This is a genomic window from Vibrio sp. 1F255 (assembly GCF_041439145.1).
Taxonomy (GTDB): Bacteria; Pseudomonadota; Gammaproteobacteria; order Enterobacterales; family Vibrionaceae; genus Vibrio; species Vibrio crassostreae_C.
Genome location: NZ_JBGONQ010000001.1, coordinates 217,782 through 243,124 on the forward strand (window position 1 = coordinate 217,782; position 25,343 = coordinate 243,124).

Genomic DNA, 25,343 nt, shown 5'->3' on the forward strand with positions numbered 1-25,343 from the left:
AGGGGCCATATCAATATCACATCTCGCATCTCTCGCATCTCTCGCATCTCTCGCATCTCTCGCATCTCTCGCAGTATGTTACAAGCAATAAAAAGCCCCGCAAGCTTTCACTTGCGGGGCTTTTTTAGCTAATTGAGAAAAGGGCTAATTACTTACCAGCTTCTTTTTCTGCTTTAACTTTTGCAATCACTTCGTCAGCAACGTTAGTTGGACATGGTGCGTATTGTGCGAATTCCATAGAGAATTGGCCACGACCAGAAGTGATAGTACGTAGGTGACCGATGTAGCCGAACATCTCAGAAAGAGGTACGTCAGCTTTAATACGAACACCAGTAACGCCAGCTTGTTGATCTTTGATCATGCCACGACGACGGTTAAGGTCACCGATAACATCACCAACGTGATCGTCTGGAGTGAACACGTCAACGTTCATGATTGGCTCAAGAAGTTGCGCGCCAGCTTTAGGCATAGATTGACGGAATGCGCCTTTCGCTGCGATTTCAAATGCGATAGCAGATGAATCGACTGCGTGGAAACCACCATCGAAAAGTTCAACTTCAACGTCTAGAGTTGGGAAGCCAGCTAGTACGCCGTTTTCCATCATAGATGCGAAGCCTTTCTCAACTGCAGGCCAGAATTCTTTAGGAACGTTACCGCCCACAACTACAGAGTTGAACTTGAAGCCAGAACCTGCTTCGCCTGGTTTGATACGGTAATCGATCTTACCGAATTGACCAGAACCACCAGATTGCTTCTTGTGCGTGTAGCTATCTTCAATTGCTTGAGTGATAGTTTCACGGTAAGCAACTTGAGGAGCACCTACAGTTAGGTCAACGCCGTATGTACGCTTAAGGATATCTACCTTGATGTCTAGGTGAAGTTCACCCATACCTTTCAGGATAGTTTCGCCAGTCTCTTCGTCAGTCTCAACTTGGAAAGATGGATCTTCTGCAACCATTTTACCGATAGCGATACCCATTTTCTCAGAACCGCCTTTATCTTTTGGAGATACAGCGATTGAGATTACTGGAGTTGGGAATACCATTGGCTCAAGCGTTACTTGGTGCTTAGGATCACATAGAGTGTGACCAGTTTGCACGTTCTTCATACCAACGATCGCAATGATGTCACCAGCTTGTGCGCTAGTTAGTTCGTTACGGTCATCAGCTTGCATCTCAACCATACGGCCAACACGTTCAGTCTTGCCAGTGAATGAGTTAAGAATCGTGTCACCTTTGTTCAGTTTACCAGAGTAAATACGAACGAAAGTTAGAGCACCGAAGCGGTCATCCATGATTTTGAATGCAAGCGCTTTGAAAGTCTCATCTGTAGAAACGATAGCGTGTTCGCCAGTTTCTTCACCGTTCTCATCCATTAGAGGCTGAGGGTCAACTTCAGTTGGTGCTGGTAGGTAATCTACTACAGCATCAAGGATAAGTTGCATACCTTTGTTCTTGAACGCAGAACCACAGAACGTTGGGAAGAATGCGATATCACGAGTACCTTTACGGATACAACGCTTAACGTCTTCAATAGAAGGCTCTTCACCTTCCATGTAAGCTTCCATTAGGTCATCGTCTTGCTCTACAGCAGTTTCGATTAGCTCTTCACGGTATTGCTCAACGTCATCAACCATGTCCGCTGGAACATCTTTGATTTCGTAGTTTTCAGGAAGACCAGTGTCATCCCAAACGTATGCTTTACGGCTTAGTAGGTCTACAACACCAACGAACTCGTCTTCACGGCCGATTGGTAGAACCATTACTAGAGGAGTTGCACCTAGAACGTTTTTAACTTGGTCAACAACGTTGTAGAAGTCTGCACCCATACGGTCTAGTTTGTTAACGAAGATCAGACGAGATACTTCTGATTCGTTAGCGTAGCGCCAGTTAGTTTCTGATTGAGGTTCAACACCACCAGAACCACAGAATACACCGATACCGCCATCAAGAACTTTAAGAGAACGGTATACTTCAACTGTGAAGTCAACGTGTCCAGGAGTATCGATAACGTTTAGACGGTGATCGTTCCAAAAACAGCTTACAGCTGCTGATTGGATAGTAATACCGCGCTCAGCTTCCTGTTCCATGAAGTCAGTCGTTGATTCGCCATCATGTACTTCACCAGTCTTGTGGATTTGACCAGTTAGCTTAAGGATACGCTCAGTGGTAGTTGTTTTACCCGCATCAACGTGCGCGAAAATACCAATGTTTCTGTATTTCGATAAATCTGCCATTGTCTTACTCTGTTAATAGGATATAAAATGCGCGCAGAGTATATCACAATCTGTGAAGACTGATAGCTTTGCATGCATTTGGGACTAAAAAACTTTGCCTTTTTCTAACATATAGAAAAAGGCACTCAGTAGTAACAATCTAAATAATTGTTAATTATAGTGCTAACCTAAAGCCTAATCGGCGTTAAGGTTAGGCTGAATTGCTGCTGTATAGAGTAGCTGAAGTGAGTTCAATTACAACTCATCAAAAGCATTAATTGCTTCCGATAATTTTTTCACACCGTGGATCTGCATTCCTGGAATGCCACCTTTAGGCATGTTAGCCGCCGGTACAATCGCTTTCTTAAAGCCGTGTTTAAATGCTTCATTTAAACGCTCTTGTCCGCTCGGTACAGGTCGAATCTCACCCGCTAGGCCTACTTCTCCAAATACCACCACATCTTTTGGTAATGCGCGGTCTCTGAAACTAGAAAGTAGAGCCATCACCAACGCAAGATCAGCACTGGTTTCGGTTACTTTAACACCACCGACGACATTCACAAACACATCTTGGTCAGCCATTTGTAAGCCGCCGTGTTTATGCAGCACCGCTAATAACAAAGAAAGCCTGTTTTGCTCTAGGCCGACAGCGACGCGACGTGGGTTAGCCAGCTGTGAATAATCCACCAGCGCTTGGATTTCGACAAGAAGTGGACGCGTCCCTTCCCACACCACCATGACAGAACTGCCCGAGGTTTCTTCTTCACCACGAGACAAGAAGATAGCGGATGGGTTGCTGACTTCTTTTAGCCCTTGGCCTGTCATCGCAAACACACCCAGTTCATTCACTGCACCAAAACGGTTTTTATGGCTGCGTAGCGTTCTAAAACGGCTATCGGTTCCGCCATCTAATAAAACAGAACAGTCAATAATGTGCTCAAGTACTTTTGGCCCTGCTAAGGTGCCGTCTTTAGTTACGTGTCCAACTAAGAACACAGCAACGTTATTCTGTTTTGCGTAGCGCGTTAATGCGGTTGCCGATTCACGAACCTGTGCAACACTGCCCGGAGAAGATTGAACATCCGCAACGTGCATAACTTGGATCGAGTCGATAACCATGATCTTAGGTTGTTCTTTTTCTGCAACCTGACAAATCTTATCCACGTTCGTTTCTGAGAGCATCTTTAGGTGCTCTTTTGGCAATCCAAGTCGAGACGCACGCATCGCGACTTGTTGCAGAGATTCTTCCCCGGTTACATAGAGAGTCGGTAATTGAGAAGAAAGCTGACACATGGTTTGTAATAGCAGCGTTGATTTACCGGCACCCGGGTTACCACCAATCAGGATCGCAGCACCCGGTACGACACCACCACCAAGTACGCGGTCTAGCTCTTTAAAGCCACTGCTAAAACGTGGGACTTCTTGCAGATCGATTTCTGACAGCGTTTGAACCGAAGATTCAGTTGCACCGCCCGCATAACCACTCAATCGTTCATTACGTGCGACCTGAGGTGAAGCGGCTAACCTAACTTCTGTAATCGTGTTCCAAGCACCACATGCATTGCACTGCCCCTGCCAACGTGGAAAATCGGCACCACAGTCATTACACACATAAGCTCGCTTTGCCTTCGCCATAAAACCTCAATAATTTACTCAATTACACAATGATGTTGTCAATTTGTGACTTATTTGACCGTACGAATGAAAATAAAAGTTGCAGTCATACCACTTATACTTAAAGATCGATTTAAACTAGTCGATAACATAAACGCACCGTCCATTCTAACAAGAAAAGTATGCAGCAATCTGAAATTCTATCTGTAGCAGAACGTTTAATCCCGGCTTACCACGCCGAAGATTTCGAATTCCTTCTTTCTCAAATGACAGAAGGGGAATCGCCGTCTCTGAAGCTGCTCGTTAAAATGGAACTGAATCGTATCATGGCTCCGTGTACAAAGAGCATTGATTTACGCGGGCGTATTGATAATGAGTGTCGTCAGTTCACTCTCGATGGCCGTAAGCACTGGCTCGATGATATCGCTTTAAACGCATATCAACGTGGTACGAAAAAGTTTAAAGGTTACACAGAAGGCGCATGGGAGTTAGTAATGACTCCGCGAACTCAGCCTCTGAGCGTTGTTAAAACATCTTCTCAAGGTAACCACGACATTACTAGCGCCAATAGCCCGTACGAAGCGGAAGCTATTAACCTAGGTTACGACTTAAAACGCCAAGAGAACAGACTCAAGATTAGCTCGCAGGTCGAGATCACCACATCGAAAGGGCAAAGCCTACATGGTGTAACGGTTGATATCTCCCCGTCGGGTGCAAAGTTCAAAGTACCGAGCGCCTTTCGATACAACCTCGGCGAGATCATCAGCGTTAAGTTCTCAGAGCTTATCGAAAAGTCCCAAGAAAACGATGTTAACCAAGCGGTTGAATTTCGTGTTTTGGGTATCGACGAATCTTATGAGAACAACGCGGTCAAATTTCTAAGAACCATCAAGGTAAGCGACAACAATATTGTGGCTCGCTTACTCGATGAGTCTTTAAATAGCACCAGTAAGAAAACCAGCCATGAGAATCAAGATAGGATTATTCGAACTCGTACTCGAGGAATCGAACATACCTATCTAAAGCATACTTGTAACCTACCCCTGTTTTTCAGCGGCAGCGAACTAAAGCTTGCCCTACTGACGGATAACAACCATCCATTATGGCAATATTGGCACGACGAACGAAATCAACAAGCGCTGGGTACCCTGTTCAACGAGCAACGTATGAACCTGTTGGCGAAACCAGGAGTGAAGGGAACCAGTAACGTTATCTACTCTTTTACCCATGAACACCAAAACAAGACCTTGTTCTATTCAATGATGCTGCCTGAAGCCTCTCGTGAACAAAGACAGCTGTTCTGGCACATCGGTGGCAAACGTAAAAGTTGGAAGGCGTTCAAGTTCTCGGTTTTCGAACTTTCAGACACTGAGCGACAAGCATTAGCTAAACACTCGGATACGCTGGCTCAAAGCTCAGCTCAACTGACGCATTGCGGAATCTTGCAAGAGATTGGCGATCACGAAAGTGCGGCGGACTATCTTCTGAGTGAAAAGCCACGCATTCCAAGCAGTGAATTGAACCGCTTCCGTCACCCGCGTACTGTCGTCGGCAATATTCAAAGCATCTACTTTGACTCTCAGACTCGTCGTAAAGAGCCGAGATACCAATTTAAGTCACCGTTGCAACTTACATCACAAGATGGCGCAGCGGCGAACGGACACACCTTAGATATTTCGAAGCGTGGACTGAGCATTAGCCTTGAACACCCAATGGTACTCAAGATTAATGATCCGGTATTAGTGAACTTCAATGAACTGCAGCTCTATGACAAGAACCTGCCACTGAGCACAGTGCCTTACCACGTAATTCGAGTGAGTCCGAATGGTCGCAACGTGCAGTTGGTTATTGCCGAGAACGCCAAGACAATGCGTACCATCGCTTTCCTTAATGGGCTTATCGTTCAAAACCAAAGTAAGCTGATTAAGAAGCAAGAGATACTGCCAACACATTCGCTACTCGAATCACTGCACAACATTTTGTTGAGCAAGATGGTCAGTAACCCAATATTCATTGATAAGCCAAGTTCAACGCTGCGCTGTAAGATCATTGGTGTGAATTTCCCACTGAATAAGCATCTAACGTTACTTGCTAAACTTGGTCACAACCAAAAGTTCTCACTCGAGCCAATCTTCAAGGGTCACACCAACTCACTGTTGGCTGAGCCACTAAAAAGAATTGAAGGTGCGGAGCCTAAGCATCATGACGTGTACATTGCTGCAGTGAAGTTTGGCGACAAAATCCAGTCGGTACACACCAAGTTGGTCAAAGACTTCGCCTCAGCAAAGGAACGCATCTTATTCATCAAGAAAGCGCAGCACTTAGGTGATGTGTATGTATTGCGAGTCACCACGGCACCTATCTTTAATCCGCTAACGAGTTTATTCCAGTCGGATTTAGAAGAGCTTTCACGCATCAGTATGCATCAAGCTAAGAAGCTAGAGAATGAGGTGACGGCGTTTATCGGTTATGGCGAGATAGAGGACATTACCGATGAAGTGCTGATTCGATTGGAGCTAACACGCTAGCCTCGAGTGGCGTATTAACTTAAGCATGAAAATTGAAAAAGCAGGCTGATAGCCTGCTTTTTTTGTGTCTGAGCCACTATTGCTAAATAAGATACATAGCCAATAGCACTTAGGTAGAGCCCCTAAGGTTTCGCTTGCCAGCTGATCTTCTGTTGCTTAGCCAATACACCCGACAAGATACACAGCACACCGCCTAAACCTGCGTAACGAACAGCAGTTTGAGCTTGCTGCTCTACTTTTGGTTTTGCGTGGTAGGCAATGCCTAAACCTGCAGAGCCCATCATCACCAAGTCATTGGCACCATCACCAACGGCAACGGTATTATGTAGTTCCAATTCGTACTCTTCAGCCAACTCTACCAAGATATCCGCTTTGGTCTGCGCCGAAACAACATCGCCTAAGACTTCACCCGTCAACTTACCGTTGACGATCTCAAGCGTGTTTGATTGAGCATGGTCTAGATCAAGGGTATCTTTCAGGTAGTCAGAGAAGTAAGTAAAACCGCCTGATGCAATCGCCGTTTTCCAGCCAAGCTTATTTAGAGTATTCACCAGCCCGACCAAGTCTGGCATGAATGGCAATGACTGACGCACTTGCTCTAATATCGATTCATCCGCACCTTTCAGTGCTCCTACTCGCTGGCGTAGGCTCTGTTCAAAGTCGAGCTCGCCTTGCATTGCTCGTTCTGTGATTTCAGAGACTAACTCTCCCACTCCAGCTAGCTTGGCAATCTCATCAATGCATTCAATTTGAATCGCTGTGGAATCCATATCCATCACGATCAAACCTGGCTTAGATAAGTCTGGGACCTCGCTAAGGCAAGCATAATCAAGCTTTAGCGCTTGGAGGATTTCTTCGTGTGCTGGCGTTAGATTGCCTGACATCAAAGCCACTTCATAATGCCCAACCTTCCACGTATCGAGGATGGTGTTGTAAGTGCCAGTGAAAAAGTCGATGTCATCGAAAGATTGTGGAGATAGGTACTCACCAAACACAATCCAATTGGCCTTGGATTTAGCGAGTTGAGAAGCGAAACGAGTCTCGGGGAGTCGAGTTAATAATGTCGTATGCCTTTTTATCGGCAGATATTTCTGAGCGTCCATGTGTATGATTCCTAATTAACTATGCTAAACGTTAACCTATTGCAATTTGAAAACGCAAGTCTCAATATGTCTTAATCATAACATTTGTTTATTTCAGGCTTCGTGAAACATGAATGAATCATTGTTCTCAATACGTAACGCTTTACGAATGCTAGCCCTCATTTTGTTGGCTACCATGTTCGTTGTAACGATTAAAAATACGGTCGTGATCAGTAAAGGTAACGAGAAGATCCAAGCAAAACAGTTGGAAACTCTTACCAAGCTGCTTATCTCTCAGGCATCACTTTCAGCCAGCAAGATGATCACGCAACAAGACCAAGAGCGATTGCTTGATCTGACTAACCAGCTATCTCAAGACCGACTGGTGTTCGATACCACCATCTATGATGCAGAGGGTATTCGACTGGCTTCGAGCGAAAAAGCCCTCTCGGTACGTGAGGTTCTTGGCTTAGATACGCCACTTTCAACAGCAAGTATCGGCAGACAACAATTAGTTGAACCTATTTATTCACCAGAGAAGACGATCATCGGCTTTATTCGAGTGACTTTTGAAACCGGGAAGATGACGGCGATTTCTGATCACCACTACCGTAAAAGTGATCGCTACATGATCGGTATGGTGTTGATGGGGTTTGTGAGTGGCGTGTTATTCATCATGCTGATTCGCAGAAGACCGACTAAGTCTGGTGAGAACTTACTGTTGAAGAATGTAAGCTCATAAACACACTAGGCTGACAATAAATACTAGACTCAGAATAAGTACAGCAATCCAATAAAAAGCCCCGACGCTCAGGCAGCAACGGGGCTTTTTGTTATCTGTTAACTTATCAAGCTAAGACAAATCAAGATTATTCTTGGTCACCAAGCAACACTGAGTCTAGTGCGATAACCATCATGTCGTTGAAAGTCGTTTGACGTTCATCTGATGTCGTTTGCTCACCAGTCTTGATGTGGTCAGAAACAGTACAGATCGTTAGAGCTTTTGCGCCGTATTCAGCACATACACCATAGATGCCAGCCGCTTCCATCTCTACGCCAACAATGCCGTATTTGTCCATTACTTCGAACATCTCTGGATCTGGCGTGTAGAACAGCTCAGCCGAGAACAGGTTACCGACTTTTACGCCGACACCGAGAGCTTTGGCTGCATCTTCTGCCGCGCGCACCATTTTGTAATCCGCAATCGCCGCAAAGTCATGATCTTTAAAGCGAATACGGTTCACTTTAGAGTCAGTACATGCGCCCATGCCGATCACCACATCACGCACTTTGATATCTTCGCTCACTGCACCACAACTGCCCACACGAATGATCTTCTTCACGCCAAAGTCTTTGATAAGCTCAGTCGCGTAAATAGAACAAGATGGAATACCCATACCGTGTCCCATTACCGAAACCTTACGACCTTTGTAAGTACCGGTGTAACCAAACATGTTGCGAACGTCGCACACTTGAACCACTTCTTCTAAGAAGGTTTCAGCGATGTATTTAGCACGTAGCGGATCGCCTGGCATTAAAACTACGTCAGCGAAATCACCCATTTCAGCATTAATATGTGGAGTAGCCATTGAAAATATCCTTAATCTCAAAACAAAAAAAGAAGAGAGAAGTTTCCCTCTCTCTTCGTTAACTATTATAGAAAGGTTGTACCGTGTCCCATTGGCGATGTACCAAAGTATGACGCTAAGCTTTGACCGATATCAGCAAATGTATCGCGACGGCCTAAAGAACCGGCTGGAACCTTCTGACCGTAAACAATCACAGGGATGTGCTCACGAGTATGGTCTGTACCTGGCCATGTCGGATCACAACCGTGGTCAGCAGTTAAGATAAGCACATCGTCTTCTTTCATCATATCGATGATTTCATTGATGCGACCATCGAAGTACTCAAGTGCCGCTGCGTAACCAGCAACATCACGGCGGTGGCCGTAAGCTGAGTCAAAATCAACGAAGTTAGTGAACACGATAGTGTTGTCGCCCGCTTCATTGATCGCATCTTTGGTTGCTTCAAATAGCGCAGGGATACCTGTTGCTTTGGTTTTCTGAGTGATGCCACAACCCGCGTAGATATCAGAGATCTTACCGATTGAGTGAACGTTACCGCCCTTCTCATCAACCAACTTCTGAAGAATGGTGGCTGCAGGTGGCTCAACAGAAAGGTCACGACGGTTACCAGTACGTTCGAATTGACCTTTACCTGGGCCAATGAACGGACGAGCGATAACACGACCAATGTTGTAATCTTCTAGCTCTTCACGAGCAATCTGACAAAGATCTAATAGGTTTTGCAGGCCGAATGTCTCTTCGTGACAAGCGATCTGGAAAACAGAGTCTGCAGAAGTATAGAAGATTGGCAGACCAGTCTTCATGTGCTCTTCACCTAGGTTATCTAGGATTTCCGTACCAGATGAGTGGCAGTTACCCAAGAAACCAGACAGGCCTGCACGCTCAAGGATGCGGTCAGTCAGTTCTTTTGGGAAGCTGTTCTCTTTGTCGGTGAAGTAGCCCCAGTCAAACAGTACAGGAACACCTGCGATTTCCCAGTGACCTGATGGCGTGTCTTTACCAGAAGACAGCTCAGCAGCGTGACCGTAAGCGCCAATGATCTCAGCGTCTGCATCCATACCAGGAGCAAAACGACCCGTAGACTCTTTGTGAGCCATCGCTAGACCTAGCTTAGACAGGTTTGGCAGTGCCAGTGAACCTTTACGATCTGCATTGTCTGCAAGACCTTGGTCACAATGATCTGCGATGTGGCCCATAGTGTCAGAACCTACATCACCAAATTTGTCTGCATCCGCTGTTTCACCGATACCAAATGAATCTAAAACTAAAATAAATGCTCTTTTCATTTTCTTCACCAACTTATTGCTCTTTGCACCAGAACTCTGTTTATCGGTATACGCGAGGTATACCGATACCTGTTATTTACACGTCTTCAGAACGAATCTGACGGTAAACGTCTGGCGTTGCTGTATATTCTCCGCCCACAGTGATTGCATTTTGTAATGCTATTGCAGCTTCTTGCCACTGTTGTTCGTTGCGAGCATGAATCATTGCTAATGGCTTATCTTCACTTGCTACTTCACCTAGGCGAATGAAGTGATCAAAACCGACTGCGTAATCAATGCTGTCAGTTGCTACACGACGACCGCCGCCCATACCAACCACAGCCATACCAATTGCACGAGTATCCATTGCTGATACCACACCGCTTTCTAGCGCGTACACTGGCTTAATAATGTCTGCTTTTTCTAGGTAGTTATCGTAGTTCATTACGAAATCAACTGGACCACCAAGGCCCGCTACCATTTTACCGAAGCACTCTGCTGCCTTACCGTTATCCAGTACTGCCATCAGTTTTTCGCGCGCTTCGTCTGAGTCTTTAGCTAGGTTACCGAGCACCAGCATTTCAGCACACGATGCTAGAGTGATCTCTAACAAGCGAGGGTTACGGTATTCACCCGTTAGGAACTGAACCGCTTCACGAACTTCTACTGCGTTACCCGCTGAAGAAGCCAGCACTTGGTTCATGTCCGTTAGGATTGCTGTTGTTTTAGTACCCGCACCGTTTGCTACTGCAACGATAGATTTCGCTAGCTCTTCAGATGCTTCGTAAGTCGGCATGAATGCGCCTGAACCTACTTTTACATCCATCACTAGAGAATCAAGGCCCGCAGCCAGTTTCTTAGATAGGATTGAAGCCGTGATCAGCGAGATGTTATCGACTGTTGCTGTGATATCACGAGTTGCGTAAACACGCTTGTCAGCAGGAGCTAGATCGCCTGTTTGACCGATGATAGCCACGCCAGCATCTTTCGTTACTTCACCGAACACATCGTTGGTTGGTGTAATGTTGTAACCCGGAATAGATTCCAGCTTGTCTAGCGTACCGCCAGTGTGGCCTAAACCACGACCAGAGATCATTGGAACGAAACCACCACATGCTGCCACCATAGGGCCAAGCATCAGAGAAGTTACGTCACCAACACCACCAGTAGAGTGTTTATCAACGATTGGACCATCAAAGTTCATGTGGCTCCAGTCAATCACCATACCTGAATCACGCATTGCACAAGTTAGTGCGATACGTTCTGGCATTGTCATTTCATTAAAAAAGATAGCCATTGCAAATGCTGCAATTTGGCCTTCAGAAACCGTGTTCTTAGCTACGCCTTGAATGAAGAAGTTAATTTCTTCTGTGGTCAGTACTTCGTTATCACGTTTTCTGCGAATAATTTCTTGAGGTAGATACATTAGTGCCTCCCAAACTCTAGTGAGTATGGTTTGTAGGGAAAAGAGGTAATATGGAGTGGCTTAACGCCACTCCATCAAACAGACTAAATCTTGTTACACCCGATTGGGATATTAGTATGCTGCTGGATCAGCAGTCTGGTCTGTCACTTCTAATGTATTAAGAAGGTTAGTTAGTAGGCTTGAAGCACCAAAACGGTAGTGCATGTTGTCTGCCCACTCAGCGCCTAATAGCTCATCAGCCATTGCTAGGTATAGTGCTGCATCTTCAGCAGTACGTACGCCACCAGCTGGTTTGAAACCAACTGTTTTAGCAACGCCCATGTCACGGATAACTTCAAGCATCATGCGCGCGTACTCTGGAGTCGCGTTTACTGGCACTTTACCTGTTGAAGTTTTGATGAAGTCTGCACCTGCTTCGATACAGATTTGAGAAGCTTTCTTGATTAGTGCTTCTTCTTTCAGTTCACCTGTTTCGATGATCACTTTAAGCGTGATGTCACCACAAGCTGCTTTACACTGTTTAACTAGCTCAAAGCCAACTTCTTCGTTGCCAGCAATAAGAGCACGGTATGGGAATACTACGTCAACTTCGTCTGCGCCGTACGCTACCGCTGCTTTTGTTTCTGCAACAGCAATTTCGATGTCGTCATTACCATGAGGGAAGTTAGTTACAGTCGCAATGCGTACTTCTGGAGTACCTTGCTCACGCAACGCTTTCTTAGCTGCTGGGATAAAGCGAGGGTAAATACAGATTGCAGCGGTGTTGCCTACTGCAGTCTTCGCGTCATGACAAAGCGCCACTACTTTTTCAGTAGTATCGTCGTCATTTAGCGTAGTTAGGTCCATAAGTTTAAGTGCACGTAGAGCTGCTGCTTTTAAATCGCTCATTTCTATCTCCGATCAATATATTCAAATAGTTAACTACTTCGCCCTCCATCCAGTATAGATGGATATTTTAGTAATGCTCAGTAGCCACAAATGAACGGACTTGGTTCCCTGAAGACTTGATAACTTTCGCTACCAATTGCAATCCTTGTCACCGCACAGTACCAGTTTGGTCTATGGCACAACAAATCAGTCATATTGTGTCTAACATCTATAGCGTATCGCTAATTTTTGGCTTAATCCCAGAAGAATAACGTTCGAGTTGATTTCGAGGTTACTTTCTTGCCAACAGAGACATCCTATCCCTTTAGCTTATACATTATAGGTATCCATCAATAAATTGTAGTGCTCCTTAGAACGCAAACGGTTTGTATCTCAAAAAAACATTCTAGACCCTACATCGAATCTAAGCATAAGCGCGTGCATATACTAAAAACGGCAGGCCTAAAAACAAAAAAGCCCCGCAGCAATTTCTTGCTACGGGGCGATATTATTATGGCGTCTATATATCGATTTCTAACTAATTAGAAAGACAGGAAGAAGCCAGCAATTGTTGCTGCCATCAGGTTAGATAGAGTACCAGCAATTACCGCTTTAACACCCATACGTGCGATGTCGTGGCGACGGCTTGGTGCAATACCACCTAGACCACCTAGAAGAATCGCAATTGAAGAAAGGTTTGCGAAACCACATAGTGCGAATGCGATGATAGCTTGAGTCTTCTCAGACATCACTTGACCAGTTGCTGCAACAACTTGAGCGTTTTCACCAACGTATGGTACGAAGTTTAGGTATGCAACGAATTCGTTAACAACTGTCTTCTGACCAATGAAAGAACCAGCGATAGTTGCTTCTTCCCATGGAACACCAATGATGAATGCTAGCGGTGCGAAGATCCAACCTAGAAGAAGTTCTAGAGTTAGGTTTTCCATACCGAACCAACCACCGATGCCACCTAGGATACCGTTGATTAGAGCAATTAGACCGATGAATGCTAGTAGCATTGCACCAACGTTAAGTGCTAGTTGTAGACCAACTGATGCGCCACCTGCTGCTGCGTCGATAACGTTAGCTGGTTTGTCATCGCCACCGTCCATTTCGTCAGCGATGTTGTCGTCTGGCGTATCTGTTTCAGGCTTGATGATTTTAGCGAATAGTAGACCACCTGGTGCTGCCATGAATGATGCTGCTACAAGGTACTCTAGAGGTACACCCATAGATGCGTAACCCGCTAGTACACCACCAGCTACAGAAGCCAAACCACCACACATTACTGCGAATAGTTCAGAGTTAGTCATTTTAGGAACAAATGGACGAACAACTAGAGGTGCTTCAGTTTGACCAACGAAGATGTTTGCTGCTGCAGACATAGACTCGGCGCGAGAAGTACCTAGAGCTTTCTGAAGACCACCACCAAGAACTTTGATTACAATTTGCATAACACCAATGTAGTAAAGTACAGAGATAAGTGCAGAGAAGAAAATCAGAGTTGGTAGTACTTGGAAAGCAAAGATGAAACCGATACCGTCAACTGAGAAGTTAACTAGGCTGCCGAATAGGAAACCAGTACCGTCTTTACCGTAGTCGATCACGTTTGCTACACCAGCAGAGAAACCTGCAAGTAGATCACGACCCCAAGGGATGTAAAGTACGAATGCACCAAGTGCGAATTGGATAGCGAAAGCGCCACCCACTGTTCTTAGATTAATAGCTTTGCGGTTGTCAGATAGTAGTACTGCGATTGCGATCAGTGCAACCATTCCGACTAGGCTCATAAACAGGCTCATAGTTTATGACTTCCTTATTAGTTATTTATTGGCGTGTTACAAAATGGGGCTATAAAGCGGAGGCAATTATACTCATGCGACCACTAATAAAGTAATGCCGTCCTCACACTTTCGTAGAAGATTCATGTACCATTCACACGCAAATGTGACCCAAATCACAAGCTAAGTGCAATTTACGCAAACGATAAACAAAAACCTTCGATTTTATTCACATATACCGAATGCGCGATGGCTATTTTGCCAAATTTGCGCTGCAATCGATTGCTTTGGCTCTTTTCTAAGCAAAAAAAGTTCATTTAAGATCGTAACTAAATATTTGGAATGATTAACATTTCCTTGGTTTCCATACATGGGCATGTCCGGAGCATCCGTTTCCAATACCAGACATTCAAGGGGCAATTTTGCGATGGTTGTGCGTGTTTTTTGCGCTCTTGGGTAAGTTATCGTTCCACCGACGCCAATATAGAAACCGAGCTTGATCCACGCCAAAGCTTGCTGTTCACTCCCAGAAAAACCGTGAATCACACCACCTAAGGTGAACTTATGCTGCTTTATTAGCTCGATAAGTCGGTTGTAAGACTTCCTCTCATGGATGATTAAAGGCAGGTCAAACTCCTTCGCAAGCTCCATTTGTTGGATGAAAAAGCGCTCTTGTTTCTCTCGTTCAACGTCCACAAAAAAGTCGAGCCCGCACTCACCTATCGCGACACATTGGCTGTTTTTTGAAGCGAGTAATTGGCGAAGTTCCGAAAATTGTTCGTCATTGGCCGGTTCTAAAAAGTAAGGATGGAAGCCTAATGCATAGTAAATATTGGGGTGAGATTGAGCGATTTCATCGAGCTTCCTCCAGTTACGTTGGCCGATAGAAGGGATGATTAACTTCTCGACTTGCGCTTGTTTCGCTTCTTTAAGATAGCCATCAATAGTTTGATCAGGTGTAAAACCTTGCTCAAACGCCTCAAAATCCGCGTGGCAATGAGTATCAAACAGCGGAAAGTCACTTATTTGCTGTGTCATTTTCCCTACTCTCCATTTGTTTCCCTTGAGGATCACGACGATAAGCAACACAACTGCGCTTGTTTTCAGGCGTTAGCCCAAGCTCTTCACACCACTTATCATATCTTTTAACCCAAGTTTTTATCCAACCCAACATAACTGCCTCTAACCTCAGCCTTTAAACCTCAAATAAAACGCATTAAAAAACGCCTATTGCAGAACAATAGACGTTTTTGTTTAACTCTAATAGATCGCGGAGAAATTAGTGCTCGCGCGTCGCTCGGAATTGAACTTCAGGGAAACGTTCAGAAGCTAGGTTCAAGTTCACCATAGTTGGTGCGATGTAAGACAGGTTGTCACCGCCATCTAGCGCTAGGTTAGATTGGTTCTTACGTTTGAACTCTTCCAGTTTCTTAGCGTCGTCACACTCAACCCAGCGAGCTGTTGCAACGTTAACACCTTCGTAGATAGCTTCTACGTTGTATTCCGCTTTCAAGCGCGCTACAACCACGTCGAACTGAAGTACACCAACCGCACCAACGATCAGATCGTTGTTCTGCATAGGACGGAATACTTGTACTGCGCCCTCTTCAGAAAGCTGAACTAAGCCTTTTAGAAGTTGCTTCTGCTTAAGTGGATCGCGTAGGCGAATACGACGGAATAGCTCAGGTGCGAAGTTAGGAATACCAGCGAACTTAAGGCTCTCACCTTGAGTAAAGGTATCGCCAATCTGGATTGTGCCATGGTTATGCAGACCAATAATGTCACCAGCGTATGCTTTTTCAGCACGCGCACGGTCGCCCGCCATGAAGGTTACCGCATCCGAAATACTTACGTTCTTACCAGTACGAACATGGTTCATCTTCATGCCTTGGTCGTAAGTACCTGATACGATACGCATGAATGCGATACGGTCACGGTGTTTTGGATCCATGTTTGCTTGGATCTTAAACACGAAACCAGAGAATTTCTCTTCTGTCGCTTCTACATCACGCTCATTCGCTTGGCGCGTTTGAGGTGCAGGAGCCCACTTCGTTAGACCATCAAGCATGTGGTCAACACCAAAGTTACCCAATGCAGTACCGAAGTAAACCGGCGTTAGTTCACCCGCTAGGAACAGTTCATGATCAAACTCAGGACAAGCACCGATAACAAGCTCTAGCTCTTCACGTACGCTTTCCGCAAGATCAGCACCTACTGCTTCATCTAGCTCAGGGTTATCTAGACCTTTGATGATACGAACTTCTTGGATCTCGTGGCCGTGGCCAGATTCATACAAGATCGTTTCATCACGGTGAATGTGGTAAACACCTTTAAACTCTTTACCGCAACCAATTGGCCATGAGATTGGAGCACAAGCCATACCTAGCTCGCTCTCTACTTCATCAAGCACTTCCATTGGGTCACGAACGTCACGGTCAAGTTTGTTCATAAACGTTACGATTGGCGTATCACGCAGACGTGTTACTTCCATTAGTTTACGAGTACGATCCTCGACACCTTTCGCAGCATCGATAACCATCAAACATGAATCAACCGCTGTTAGCGTACGGTACGTATCTTCCGAGAAATCTTCGTGTCCTGGAGTATCTAGTAGGTTTACTAGGCAATCATTGTATGGGAATTGCATTACCGACGTAGTTACCGAGATACCACGTTCTTTTTCCATCTCCATCCAGTCAGATTTAGCGTGCTGGTTAGAGCCACGGCCTTTTACGGTACCCGCTTTTTGAATCGCGTTTCCGAATAAAAGAACTTTTTCAGTAATCGTGGTTTTACCCGCATCCGGGTGAGAGATAATCGCAAACGTTCTACGTTTGCTCACTTCTTGTTGGAAAGACATAGTCGCCCTTTGCTGATCTAAAGCGTAAAAAGGGCAAGTAGATAATACTTGCCCTTGAATTCTGTGTGCGGATTATACAGAAAGCGTATCACTTTCTAAAGGGTCAGTTTACACCCTATTTTTTGGCTAATTTTGTGATTAGCTATCTAGTTAGCGAAAAGACGTAACATGACTAGCTAAAAGACATAAAAAGATAGCTCATAATGATGGCATCTTCGTTGCCTTGTTTAGTTGGATAGTAATTACGACGGCGATCAACTTCGTTGAAGCCTGCCTTTTCGTAAAGATTAAACGCGTTCACATTACTTTCGCGAACTTCTAGCCAAGCACTTTCCGCGTCAGCTTGCTCACACATATCAAGGAAATGTTCCGTTAACGCTTTTCCATACCCTTTGCCTTGCTGGCTTGGGTCTACCGCGATATTAAGCAATGTGACTTCGCCAACGATGTTTTGCGCGAAGAAATAGCCCACCACTTGTCCATCAACTTCAAGGACATGATGACAAGCGCCTCGGCTATCAAGATCTCGGATCATATTTTCAGACCAAGGGTGAGAATGCGCGGCCTGCTCTATCTTCCAAATGGCGTCTAGGTGTTGTTGTGAAGTCGGTAAAAATTGATTAGTCATAAGCACAAATTTGTTGCCATAAGTCGCGGCGGTGTTGGTTGTTACCGTTAATGTCAGACAGTAATGGCGATTGAAGTGTTTTAGCCTTCAGCTCTTGAGCCGACTCACAACCAGCAAACCATATCCACTCAACCGAACCTAAATCCACAGTAGACAAGTGTTGCGGTTGAAGGTGTAAAGCCTGAGATAAGTCGAGCTTGATACTTTTGAGTACTCGCTCAAACATCACGGCGAGATCTTCCTGAGGTTTTTCAGGCGAAACCAACAGTAACTTGCAATCGCTCGAGAGCGGAGTCAATTCAGATTCATAACCTGCTAAACGCTCTGGGTGACTTAGTTCCCATTGGCTAATGCCCATCTCATGTAGGTATTGCGCGTGTGTTTGTGACATATCTAGCGGTAGTAACCTTAAGTTTATTGGAGCCAAAGTTTATTGAAACCAGAAGTTTGTTAGAACTAGTTTTGTGAAAGCTGCCTCTATTGAAAGAGCGCTTATTAGAGCAGGGCTGATACTAACAAAAAATAAAGGAGCATCAAGCTCCTTTATTTAGACTAAATCAGTTTGTATCTTGTTGCGTGATAAATCAGCTTATAAGTCGTTGAACTCGGGGCTGTAAGCAATCTCACCAGCATGTCCAGCAAACGCACCGTTTACCAATTCAATCGCTTGGAAAGCACCTTCAGGCACATCCCAAACACAACTCAGGCCAAACTCGCTCGCAGCCTTGAAACCAAAGCGGCTGTAATAAGCAGGGTCACCCAACACAACGCAAGCTGGGTAACCAAAATCAACCAAAGTGGAAAACGCATCTTCAACTAGAGATTTGGCAATGCCTTGGTTGCGGAACTCTTCTTTCACAGCGAGAGGCACAAGCCCTTGCCAGTTATGATCGTCGCCATCAAGAGTGATAGGGCTAAACATCAGGTGACCAACCACCTCGCCTTCATCAGAACAAGCCACCAGCGATAGCGTTAAATGGCTATTCTCACGCAAGCTCATAACCAAGTTAGCTTCTGCATCTGTTTCAAAAACAGATTTCAATAAACGATCAATGACAAGTATATCTGCCGGTGCTTCAGTTCGAATAAGCATTCATTACCTCACTTTGTGTATCTGGGGATTGTACTCCCTTCTGCACAAAATCAGCTAATTGATTTAACAAAGTTTTCATAGGAGTCGGCAATAAGTCCAAATCTACGCTATCCATCAAGTTTTTAACTTCTAAACCGAGCTCGGTATCGCCTTCAATAGACAGTCTACGTTGGAAGAAAAGCGTATCTGGGTCTTCTTTACGCCCCGCAATCAACACAAGATCGTTAAGATTGCCGCTAAAGCTTACATCTTCAACCACCTCTTTATCAGCTACAACCAGTTGCTCATTTTTGTAGCTAATACACCAACTTAACCCCATGTCTTTTATTGAGACTTTCAGCCATTTGTCTTCTAAAAACTCAAAGTCACCGTCCTCTAAAGCTTCCTTGAATACATTCTTAAGCGCCTCCAATAAGGCTCTTTTTTGTACTGTTTTAGGCAATAACTGGACTGGAGATCGCAAAATTGATGCGGCATTTTGAACTAGTTGAGTGCGAATCTTGTTTATCACGTGACTTATCCGTAACTTTGTCAATAATATGGAATGCATCATAGATGATGTTGAGATCTCAGTTACTGTTATGTATCAAATTAACTTCTGTTTGATACTCGACCTTTAATATCCTGAAAATCACAGTTATAGTAACTCAGGTAATGAGAATTACAGCGGATCGCTGCACTCACAGGTAAATATCGATAGCCACACAAAAAGTAATAAATATTTATCGATAGTGAATATTCAAGCTCTTGGAGAATTGGTAGTACTTTGATGCCTCCCCAACAACTACAACATTGGTTTACCCAGCTAACTGCAAATAGTCCGTTCTTTTTTGCAGTACTTGATGCTCAACATAACTATTTTATGGTGAATGAGCGTTACTGCGATATTGCTGGTTTGAGTCAAACAGAGCTTGCAGGCATGAATGATCGCCAAACATTGGGCGAACAGTTCTACCAACATCTCAAGCCTTACTATGAGCGTGCATTCAGTGGCGAAACGATTGAGGCCGAAGTCACCCTCAACGAAACAGACCTCGATACCAGCCTTCATTTCAGCCTATCTCCGCTTACCAATGGCAACAAAACCGACTACATCGTCTTTCACGCCTTCGACACATCAGAAAACCAAGTACTTGTCCGTTCTTTAGAAGAATCCGAAGCCAAATTCCACAAACTATCTCAACTACTCCCTGACGGATTACTGCTCGTTGAAAGTGACTATATCTTGTCATCCAACCCAGCGGCAGCGCGCCTGCTTGGCTTTAACTCAACCACAGAGTTAATTGGCGAACAGCTGGGACGCCTATTTATCGATGAACAAACCAAAACAGTCTTCAATAATAACCTCAGCTCTATTATTTCTGAGTCTGGTTTGGTTTGCTTAACGGGTGCGCGATGCGGCTTTGAACGTAAGGTCCAGCTCAACATCGACTCCACCACCGTTCTTGGAAGCAACACTCAGCTGGTGCTTATTCAAGACGCACAAGAAACCGCAAAACAATACACACCAGCAAACAGTGAAGATGCCTACATAGATGCACTGACCAAACTCTACAATCGAGTTGGGTTTACTAAGCGTCTTGAGCAGTTCATTCACAACGATACGCCGGTGGTGATGCTCTACTTAGACATTGATAACTTTAAAAATATCAATGACTCACTTGGTCATCACATCGGTGACAAGGTGATTAAAGAGGTCGCTTCGCGTCTTAAACGCTTACTGCCTCGTAAGGCCGTGATTGGACATTTAGGCGGGGATGAGTTTGGTATTATCTTGCCAGAACCTGAACATCAGCGAACACCTGAAATGCTCGCTGAAAAGATCATTTCCCTGATCAATCAACCCTTCGATCTTCACCACTTTAGCAAGCGCTTAGCCTGCTCTATTGGTAGTGTGAGCTTTCCTCAAGATGGTACTGATGCTCGTATCTTGCTGCAAAATGCAGACACAGCAATGTATGAAGCGAAAGATCGTGGTCGTAATCGTCTGATCAAGTTCAACGAACAGATGAATAAAGAAGCGCGTATGCGACTGTGGCTTGAGATAGAGCTCCAAAAAGCACTGCAACAAAATGGACTTGAGGTTTGGTATCAACCGAAAGTGAATGCCCGTGATTTCACCATCAACGGCGCTGAAGCTCTGGTACGTTGGAAGCATCCTGTCGAAGGTTATATCAGTCCGGCCGCGTTCATTCCTGTGGCGGAACGAGCAGGGCTTATTGAACAACTTGGCCGAGTGGTAATGCGTGAAGTATTTGCTACGGTTAAGCGCTGGAAGATGCAAGGTATCCTTCCAGGTCGAGTGGCTATCAACCTTTCACCAGAACAGTTTGGTAACCCGAAACTGATTGATTACATGGAAAAGCTACTGCGTTCGACCGAGCTTGATCCAAGTGCGATTACGTTCGAGCTAACGGAAAGTGCGGTGATGAGTGATAGTGAACACACACTCCAAATGCTTAACGCCATCAAGAAACTTGGCTTTGCTCTCTCCATTGATGATTTTGGTACAGGTTACTCTTCACTGTCTTACCTTGCTCGCTTCCCAATTGATGAGCTTAAGATAGACCGTGCTTTCATCTCTGATATCGATACCCTACCAAAGCAAATCACCGTAATTGAAAACATCATCAACCTAGGTAAATCTCTCGATTTGACCGTGGTTGCTGAAGGTGTCGAAACCAGTGAGCAAGCGACTCTATTATCGAACCTCAACTGTAGTTCGATTCAAGGCTTCCACTTCTACCGTCCGCAACCAAAACAAGATGTCGAAGAGTTGTTTGCCCAAAACCGCCGTCATAAGAACTAATCAAGTACCTCATATTTAAACCAAGCCAACATGTAAAACGGTCACTCGTCAGTACCTCAAACGGAGTAAAAGCAGATTTATCCATCTAAACCTGCCTTACATCAATTCCGTCATTCACAATTCTTCATAAAATGCTCGCTTCAACTTAATTCTACTGGTAGTGAGCAAATGGAACTCTTATGCCCAGCGGGTAACTTACCTGCTTTGAAAACCGCTATTGATTGTGGTGCGGATGCTGTCTATATCGGATTCAAAGACGATACCAATGCCCGACACTTTGCAGGCCTAAACTTTGCGGGTAAAAAGCTCGATCGTGCTGTGCAGTATGTGCATGACCACAACAAGAAAATTCATGTTGCCCTAAATACGTTTGCTCACCCAAATGGCTTCGACCGTTGGACTAATGCCGTAGACAACGCCGCTGCTCTGGGTGTTGATGCGCTGATCATCGCAGACATCGCGGTGCTTGAGTACGCAGCAAATAAGTATCCAGATCTCGAACTGCACCTATCAGTGCAAGCATCTGCGACCAATGCGGCGGCTATCGACTTCTACCATAAAAACTTCAACGTTAAGCGTGTCGTACTACCGCGTGTGTTGTCGATTCATCAGGTCAAACAGCTTTCTCGTAACATCACTTCTGACGTTGACCTTGAAGTATTCGCTTTTGGTAGCTTGTGCATCATGGCAGAAGGCCGTTGCTACCTCTCTTCATACATGACAGGCGAATCACCAAATACCGTTGGTGCTTGTTCTCCCGCAAAATACGTTCGCTGGCAAGAAACAGAAACTGGCCTCGAGTCTCGCTTGAACGAAATCCTTATCGATAAGTATGAAGCAGGTGAGAACGCAGGTTACCCAACGCTGTGTAAAGGCCGCTTTGAAGCCGAGATCGATGGTGAACGTAAGCGCTATCACGCACTTGAAGAGCCCACCAGCCTCAACACGCTATCCATGTTGCCTGAGCTTTTCGCGGCAAACGTTGCCTCAGTGAAGATTGAAGGTCGCCAACGCAGCCCGGCTTATGTTGAACAAGTCACTCGCACTTGGCGCGCAGCTATCGATCGCTACTTAGCGAACCCAGAACAATACCAAGTGGAACAAGCTTGGAATGCGACACTGGCGAATGTATCTGAAGGTACACAAACCACGCTTGGCGCTTATCACCGTAAATGGCAATAGAGCCAAATGGAGAACTCAATGAAATACGCATTAGGCCCTCTACTTTATTTTTGGCCAAAACAAGACGTTGAAAGCTTCTATGAGCAAGCGAAATCAAGCTCTGCCGATATCATCTACCTAGGTGAAGCGGTGTGTTCAAAGCGTCGTGAGATGAAAGCGAAACACTGGATGGACATTGCTAAAGAGCTGTCTGCTTCAGGTAAGCAAGTTGTCCTCTCGACCATGGCATTGCTCGAAGCACCAAGCGAAGTCAACATCATGAAGAAGTACATCGATAACGGTGACTTTGCGATCGAAGCCAATGATGTGTCTGCAATTCAACTGGCCAGCGAAAGCAAAGTACCTTTCGTGGTTGGCCCGGCAGTAAACACCTACAACGCACGCACCCTGAACCTATTCTTGAAACAAGGCATGACGCGTTGGTGTATGCCGGTTGAGCTTTCTCGCGAATGGCTAAGCAACGTAATGACCCAGTGCGAAGAGCTAAATATTCGTAACAAGTTCGAAGTTGAAGTGTTTAGCCACGGCTACCTGCCGCTTGCTTACTCAGCACGCTGCTTTACCGCTCGCGCTGAAAACAAAGCTAAAGACGATTGCGAAACCTGCTGTATCAAGTACCCAACAGGGCTACAAGTAGAAAGCCAAGAAGGCCAATCAGTCTTCAACCTTAACGGTATTCAGACGCAATCAGGCTACTGCTACAACCTAGTCAATGATTTACCGAACATGCACGACCTGGTTGATGTGGTTCGTTTAAGCCCTCTCGGTATCGATACCTTCTCTGAAATCAATAACTTCAGAGCGAACGAGCAAGGTCAAAAACCGATGAAGATTGAAAGCCGCCAATGTAATGGTTACTGGCATCAGCTTGCAGGTTTAGACGTTAAGAACATCTAGTTCCTCGCATTGGACTAACCAGCAACAGATACAAAAAAGGTCTAGCGTTCGCTAGACCTTTTTAATGCGACTTAAGAAACACGGCCTATGCCGTCGCTGTTTCCATCGGTGAGGCATCGAGCTTCTTTAAGTCTTTGTAGAGCATTACCATCACCACCACACTTAGTGCGATGTTAGACAGTGGGTACGCAATCCAGATCCCCGGCACACCATACAACTTAGGCATAATGTACAAGAACGGTAGTTGGATAAGCATATTACCTATAGTCACAAACATCGCCTTGCTGCCCTTGTTCACCGCTTGATAGTAAGCAGCTGCGACTACCAAGAAGCCATCCAGCGCCAGTGCAAACATGTGAAGGCGAATACCCAACACGGTGTACTCAACCAACTGAGGTTCGTCTGAGTTAAATACTGATACAAACTCACGTGGGAACGCATTGAGAAGCAGCACGAACGCCACACCAATCAATACCGAACTCATCATCGCAATCTTAAGTAGCTTGCGGATGTTTGCTTGGTTACGCGCACCATGGTTGTAGCTCACCAATGGTTGCATGCCGTTGGCGATACCTTCAGCCGTGAGATAATAAACCGTCACGATGTAGCCCAAAATCGCGTAAGCACCGATCATCAACTGGTCGCCATATTGAGAGAACAACGCATTGTGCAACGCCACCATCATCGAACCATAAGCGTACATAAAGAAGCTTGATGTACCAATGGCGAAGATTTGTGGAATCACATCCAGCTTCAATCTCAACTCATTCCAACGTAAACGTAGGTTTGCTCGACGCGAGAAGAAGTAAGCCAAGCCGAGAGCCGTTACTACAAACTGGGCAATCGCTGTTGCTAATGCTGCACCCATCAACTCCCAGCCATAGAGAGCGATAAACAGGTAATCGAGCACGATATTAATCACCGCACCAACGATCATCAGTATCGTCGCTAAGTTCGGACTGTCATCGTTACGCAGTAGAAACGGCATCGCGATCGAACCTAGCGTGAAGACACTAGCACCAATCAGAATGTGTAAGTACTGCAGACCAAGTTCATACACTCGCCCTTCAGCGCCCTGCCAAAGCAAGAAGTTATCAGCAAACAAGAACAGCAATGCAGAGACAATAGGCGTTATCGCTAACAACAAGGTTAAGCCCGTTGCTAAGATCTGCTTAGCGCCTTGAGTATCTTTTTCACCTTGGCGAATCGAGACAAGCGCACCTGTGCCCACACCCACCAACATACCAATACCAAGAATCGAACCAATCACAGGCCACGCAACATTGATACCTGCAAGTCCATCAGCCCCCACATAGCGGCCAATGAAGATGCCATCCACCACTTGGTACAGGCCATTAACCAACATGGCCGCCACGGTAGGGATTGTGTATCGCCAAAATTGACGACTAATTGAGTTACTCATTTCTTACTCTACTTTCATTTGTGAGTCGCATATCAACAAGATATGACTCGAAAAATTAGTTAACAAGGCTAACTAAATATC

General features: G+C 45.2%; 19 protein-coding genes and 2 pseudogenes. 6 read left to right on the plus strand and 15 right to left on the minus strand.

Annotated features, from left to right (window positions below):
* Positions 1–148 precede the first annotated feature (148 nt).
* Positions 149–2,236 (minus strand): elongation factor G, encoded by a 2,088-nt coding sequence (gene fusA / locus ACED41_RS01050; protein WP_017058825.1) that lies wholly within the window; start codon positions 2,234–2,236, stop codon positions 149–151.
* 234 nt (positions 2,237–2,470) lie between these two features.
* The gene (radA, locus tag ACED41_RS01055) at positions 2,471–3,850 is read right to left on the minus strand and encodes a DNA repair protein RadA (protein ID WP_017063288.1); all 1,380 of its coding nucleotides are present in this window, start codon (positions 3,848–3,850) and stop codon (positions 2,471–2,473) included.
* Between the two features lie 161 nt (positions 3,851–4,011).
* Between radA and ACED41_RS01060 the strand changes: the two genes are divergently transcribed.
* Positions 4,012–6,357: a PilZ domain-containing protein gene (locus ACED41_RS01060; RefSeq protein WP_371724347.1), complete on the plus strand. Its 2,346-nt coding sequence runs from the start codon at positions 4,012–4,014 to the stop codon at positions 6,355–6,357.
* A 122-nt stretch (positions 6,358–6,479) separates the two neighbouring features.
* On the opposite strand, the gene serB is transcribed toward ACED41_RS01060, so the two are convergent.
* Positions 6,480–7,460, minus strand: coding sequence for a phosphoserine phosphatase (gene serB, locus ACED41_RS01065; RefSeq protein ID WP_017058828.1), 981 nt, complete (start codon positions 7,458–7,460; stop codon positions 6,480–6,482).
* Between the two features lie 109 nt (positions 7,461–7,569).
* Between serB and ACED41_RS01070 the strand changes: the two genes are divergently transcribed.
* The gene (locus ACED41_RS01070) at positions 7,570–8,181 is read left to right on the plus strand and encodes a YtjB family periplasmic protein (RefSeq protein WP_076655999.1); all 612 of its coding nucleotides are present in this window, start codon (positions 7,570–7,572) and stop codon (positions 8,179–8,181) included.
* A 127-nt stretch (positions 8,182–8,308) separates the two neighbouring features.
* Here the strand turns inward: ACED41_RS01070 and deoD are convergent, their stop codons facing one another.
* From deoD to ACED41_RS01125, 11 genes are all read right to left on the minus strand, one after another.
* Positions 8,309–9,028: a purine-nucleoside phosphorylase gene (gene deoD, locus ACED41_RS01075; RefSeq protein ID WP_017063285.1), complete on the minus strand. Its 720-nt coding sequence runs from the start codon at positions 9,026–9,028 to the stop codon at positions 8,309–8,311.
* Positions 9,029–9,093: 65 nt separating this feature from the next.
* A complete protein-coding gene (locus tag ACED41_RS01080) occupies positions 9,094–10,314 on the minus strand; it encodes a phosphopentomutase (RefSeq protein WP_371724348.1) in 1,221 nt (406 codons plus the stop codon).
* 76 nt (positions 10,315–10,390) lie between these two features.
* The gene (deoA, locus tag ACED41_RS01085; protein ID WP_371724349.1) at positions 10,391–11,719 is read right to left on the minus strand and encodes a thymidine phosphorylase; all 1,329 of its coding nucleotides are present in this window, start codon (positions 11,717–11,719) and stop codon (positions 10,391–10,393) included.
* Between the two features lie 111 nt (positions 11,720–11,830).
* On the minus strand, positions 11,831–12,607 hold the full coding sequence (deoC, locus tag ACED41_RS01090; RefSeq protein ID WP_010436196.1) for a deoxyribose-phosphate aldolase: 777 nt from the start codon (positions 12,605–12,607) through the stop codon (positions 11,831–11,833).
* Between the two features lie 521 nt (positions 12,608–13,128).
* Positions 13,129–14,391 carry a NupC/NupG family nucleoside CNT transporter gene (locus ACED41_RS01095; RefSeq protein ID WP_017058833.1) on the minus strand — a complete coding sequence of 421 codons (1,263 nt, stop codon included), beginning with the start codon at positions 14,389–14,391 and terminating at the stop codon, positions 13,129–13,131.
* Between the two features lie 204 nt (positions 14,392–14,595).
* Positions 14,596–15,408, minus strand: a complete 813-nt coding sequence (locus tag ACED41_RS01100; RefSeq protein WP_102319908.1) for a TatD family hydrolase — start codon at positions 15,406–15,408, stop codon at positions 14,596–14,598.
* A 241-nt stretch (positions 15,409–15,649) separates the two neighbouring features.
* Positions 15,650–17,230, minus strand: coding sequence for a peptide chain release factor 3 (gene prfC, locus ACED41_RS01105; protein ID WP_017063282.1), 1,581 nt, complete (start codon positions 17,228–17,230; stop codon positions 15,650–15,652).
* Between the two features lie 172 nt (positions 17,231–17,402).
* On the minus strand, positions 17,403–17,858 hold the full coding sequence (gene rimI / locus ACED41_RS01110) for a ribosomal protein S18-alanine N-acetyltransferase (protein ID WP_017063281.1): 456 nt from the start codon (positions 17,856–17,858) through the stop codon (positions 17,403–17,405).
* Entirely contained in the window at positions 17,851–18,249 is a 399-nt protein-coding gene (locus ACED41_RS01115) for a DNA polymerase III subunit psi (protein ID WP_017063280.1), read from the minus strand. The genes rimI and ACED41_RS01115 overlap by 8 nt, the downstream gene beginning before the upstream one ends.
* 198 nt (positions 18,250–18,447) lie before the next feature.
* Positions 18,448–18,951 (minus strand): GNAT family N-acetyltransferase, encoded by a 504-nt coding sequence (locus ACED41_RS01120; RefSeq protein ID WP_371724350.1) that lies wholly within the window; start codon positions 18,949–18,951, stop codon positions 18,448–18,450.
* A complete protein-coding gene (locus ACED41_RS01125) occupies positions 18,935–19,462 on the minus strand; it encodes an SCP2 domain-containing protein (protein WP_029235120.1) in 528 nt (175 codons plus the stop codon). Before ACED41_RS01125 ends, ACED41_RS01120 begins: the two co-directional genes overlap by 17 nt.
* Before the next feature lie 258 nt (positions 19,463–19,720).
* Here ACED41_RS01125 and ACED41_RS01130 point away from each other — a divergent pair, with 258 nt between their 5' ends.
* From ACED41_RS01130 to ACED41_RS01145, 4 genes and pseudogenes are all read left to right on the plus strand, one after another.
* Complete coding sequence (locus ACED41_RS01130) at positions 19,721–21,760, plus strand: bifunctional diguanylate cyclase/phosphodiesterase (protein WP_017059239.1); 2,040 nt, start codon at positions 19,721–19,723, stop codon at positions 21,758–21,760.
* A 359-nt stretch (positions 21,761–22,119) separates the two neighbouring features.
* Positions 22,120–22,164, plus strand: a pseudogene (locus ACED41_RS01135) (hypothetical protein); the annotation flags it as partial.
* A pseudogene (locus tag ACED41_RS01140) lies at positions 22,163–22,942 on the plus strand (peptidase U32 family protein); the annotation flags it as partial. The pseudogenes ACED41_RS01135 and ACED41_RS01140, both read left to right, overlap by 2 nt.
* A gap of 18 nt (positions 22,943–22,960) precedes the next feature.
* Positions 22,961–23,839: a U32 family peptidase gene (locus ACED41_RS01145; protein ID WP_017059237.1), complete on the plus strand. Its 879-nt coding sequence runs from the start codon at positions 22,961–22,963 to the stop codon at positions 23,837–23,839.
* 85 nt (positions 23,840–23,924) lie between these two features.
* Here ACED41_RS01145 and ACED41_RS01150 read toward each other — a convergent pair whose 3' ends face one another.
* Positions 23,925–25,262, minus strand: coding sequence for an MATE family efflux transporter (locus ACED41_RS01150; RefSeq protein WP_017065966.1), 1,338 nt, complete (start codon positions 25,260–25,262; stop codon positions 23,925–23,927).
* Positions 25,263–25,343 lie beyond the last annotated feature (81 nt).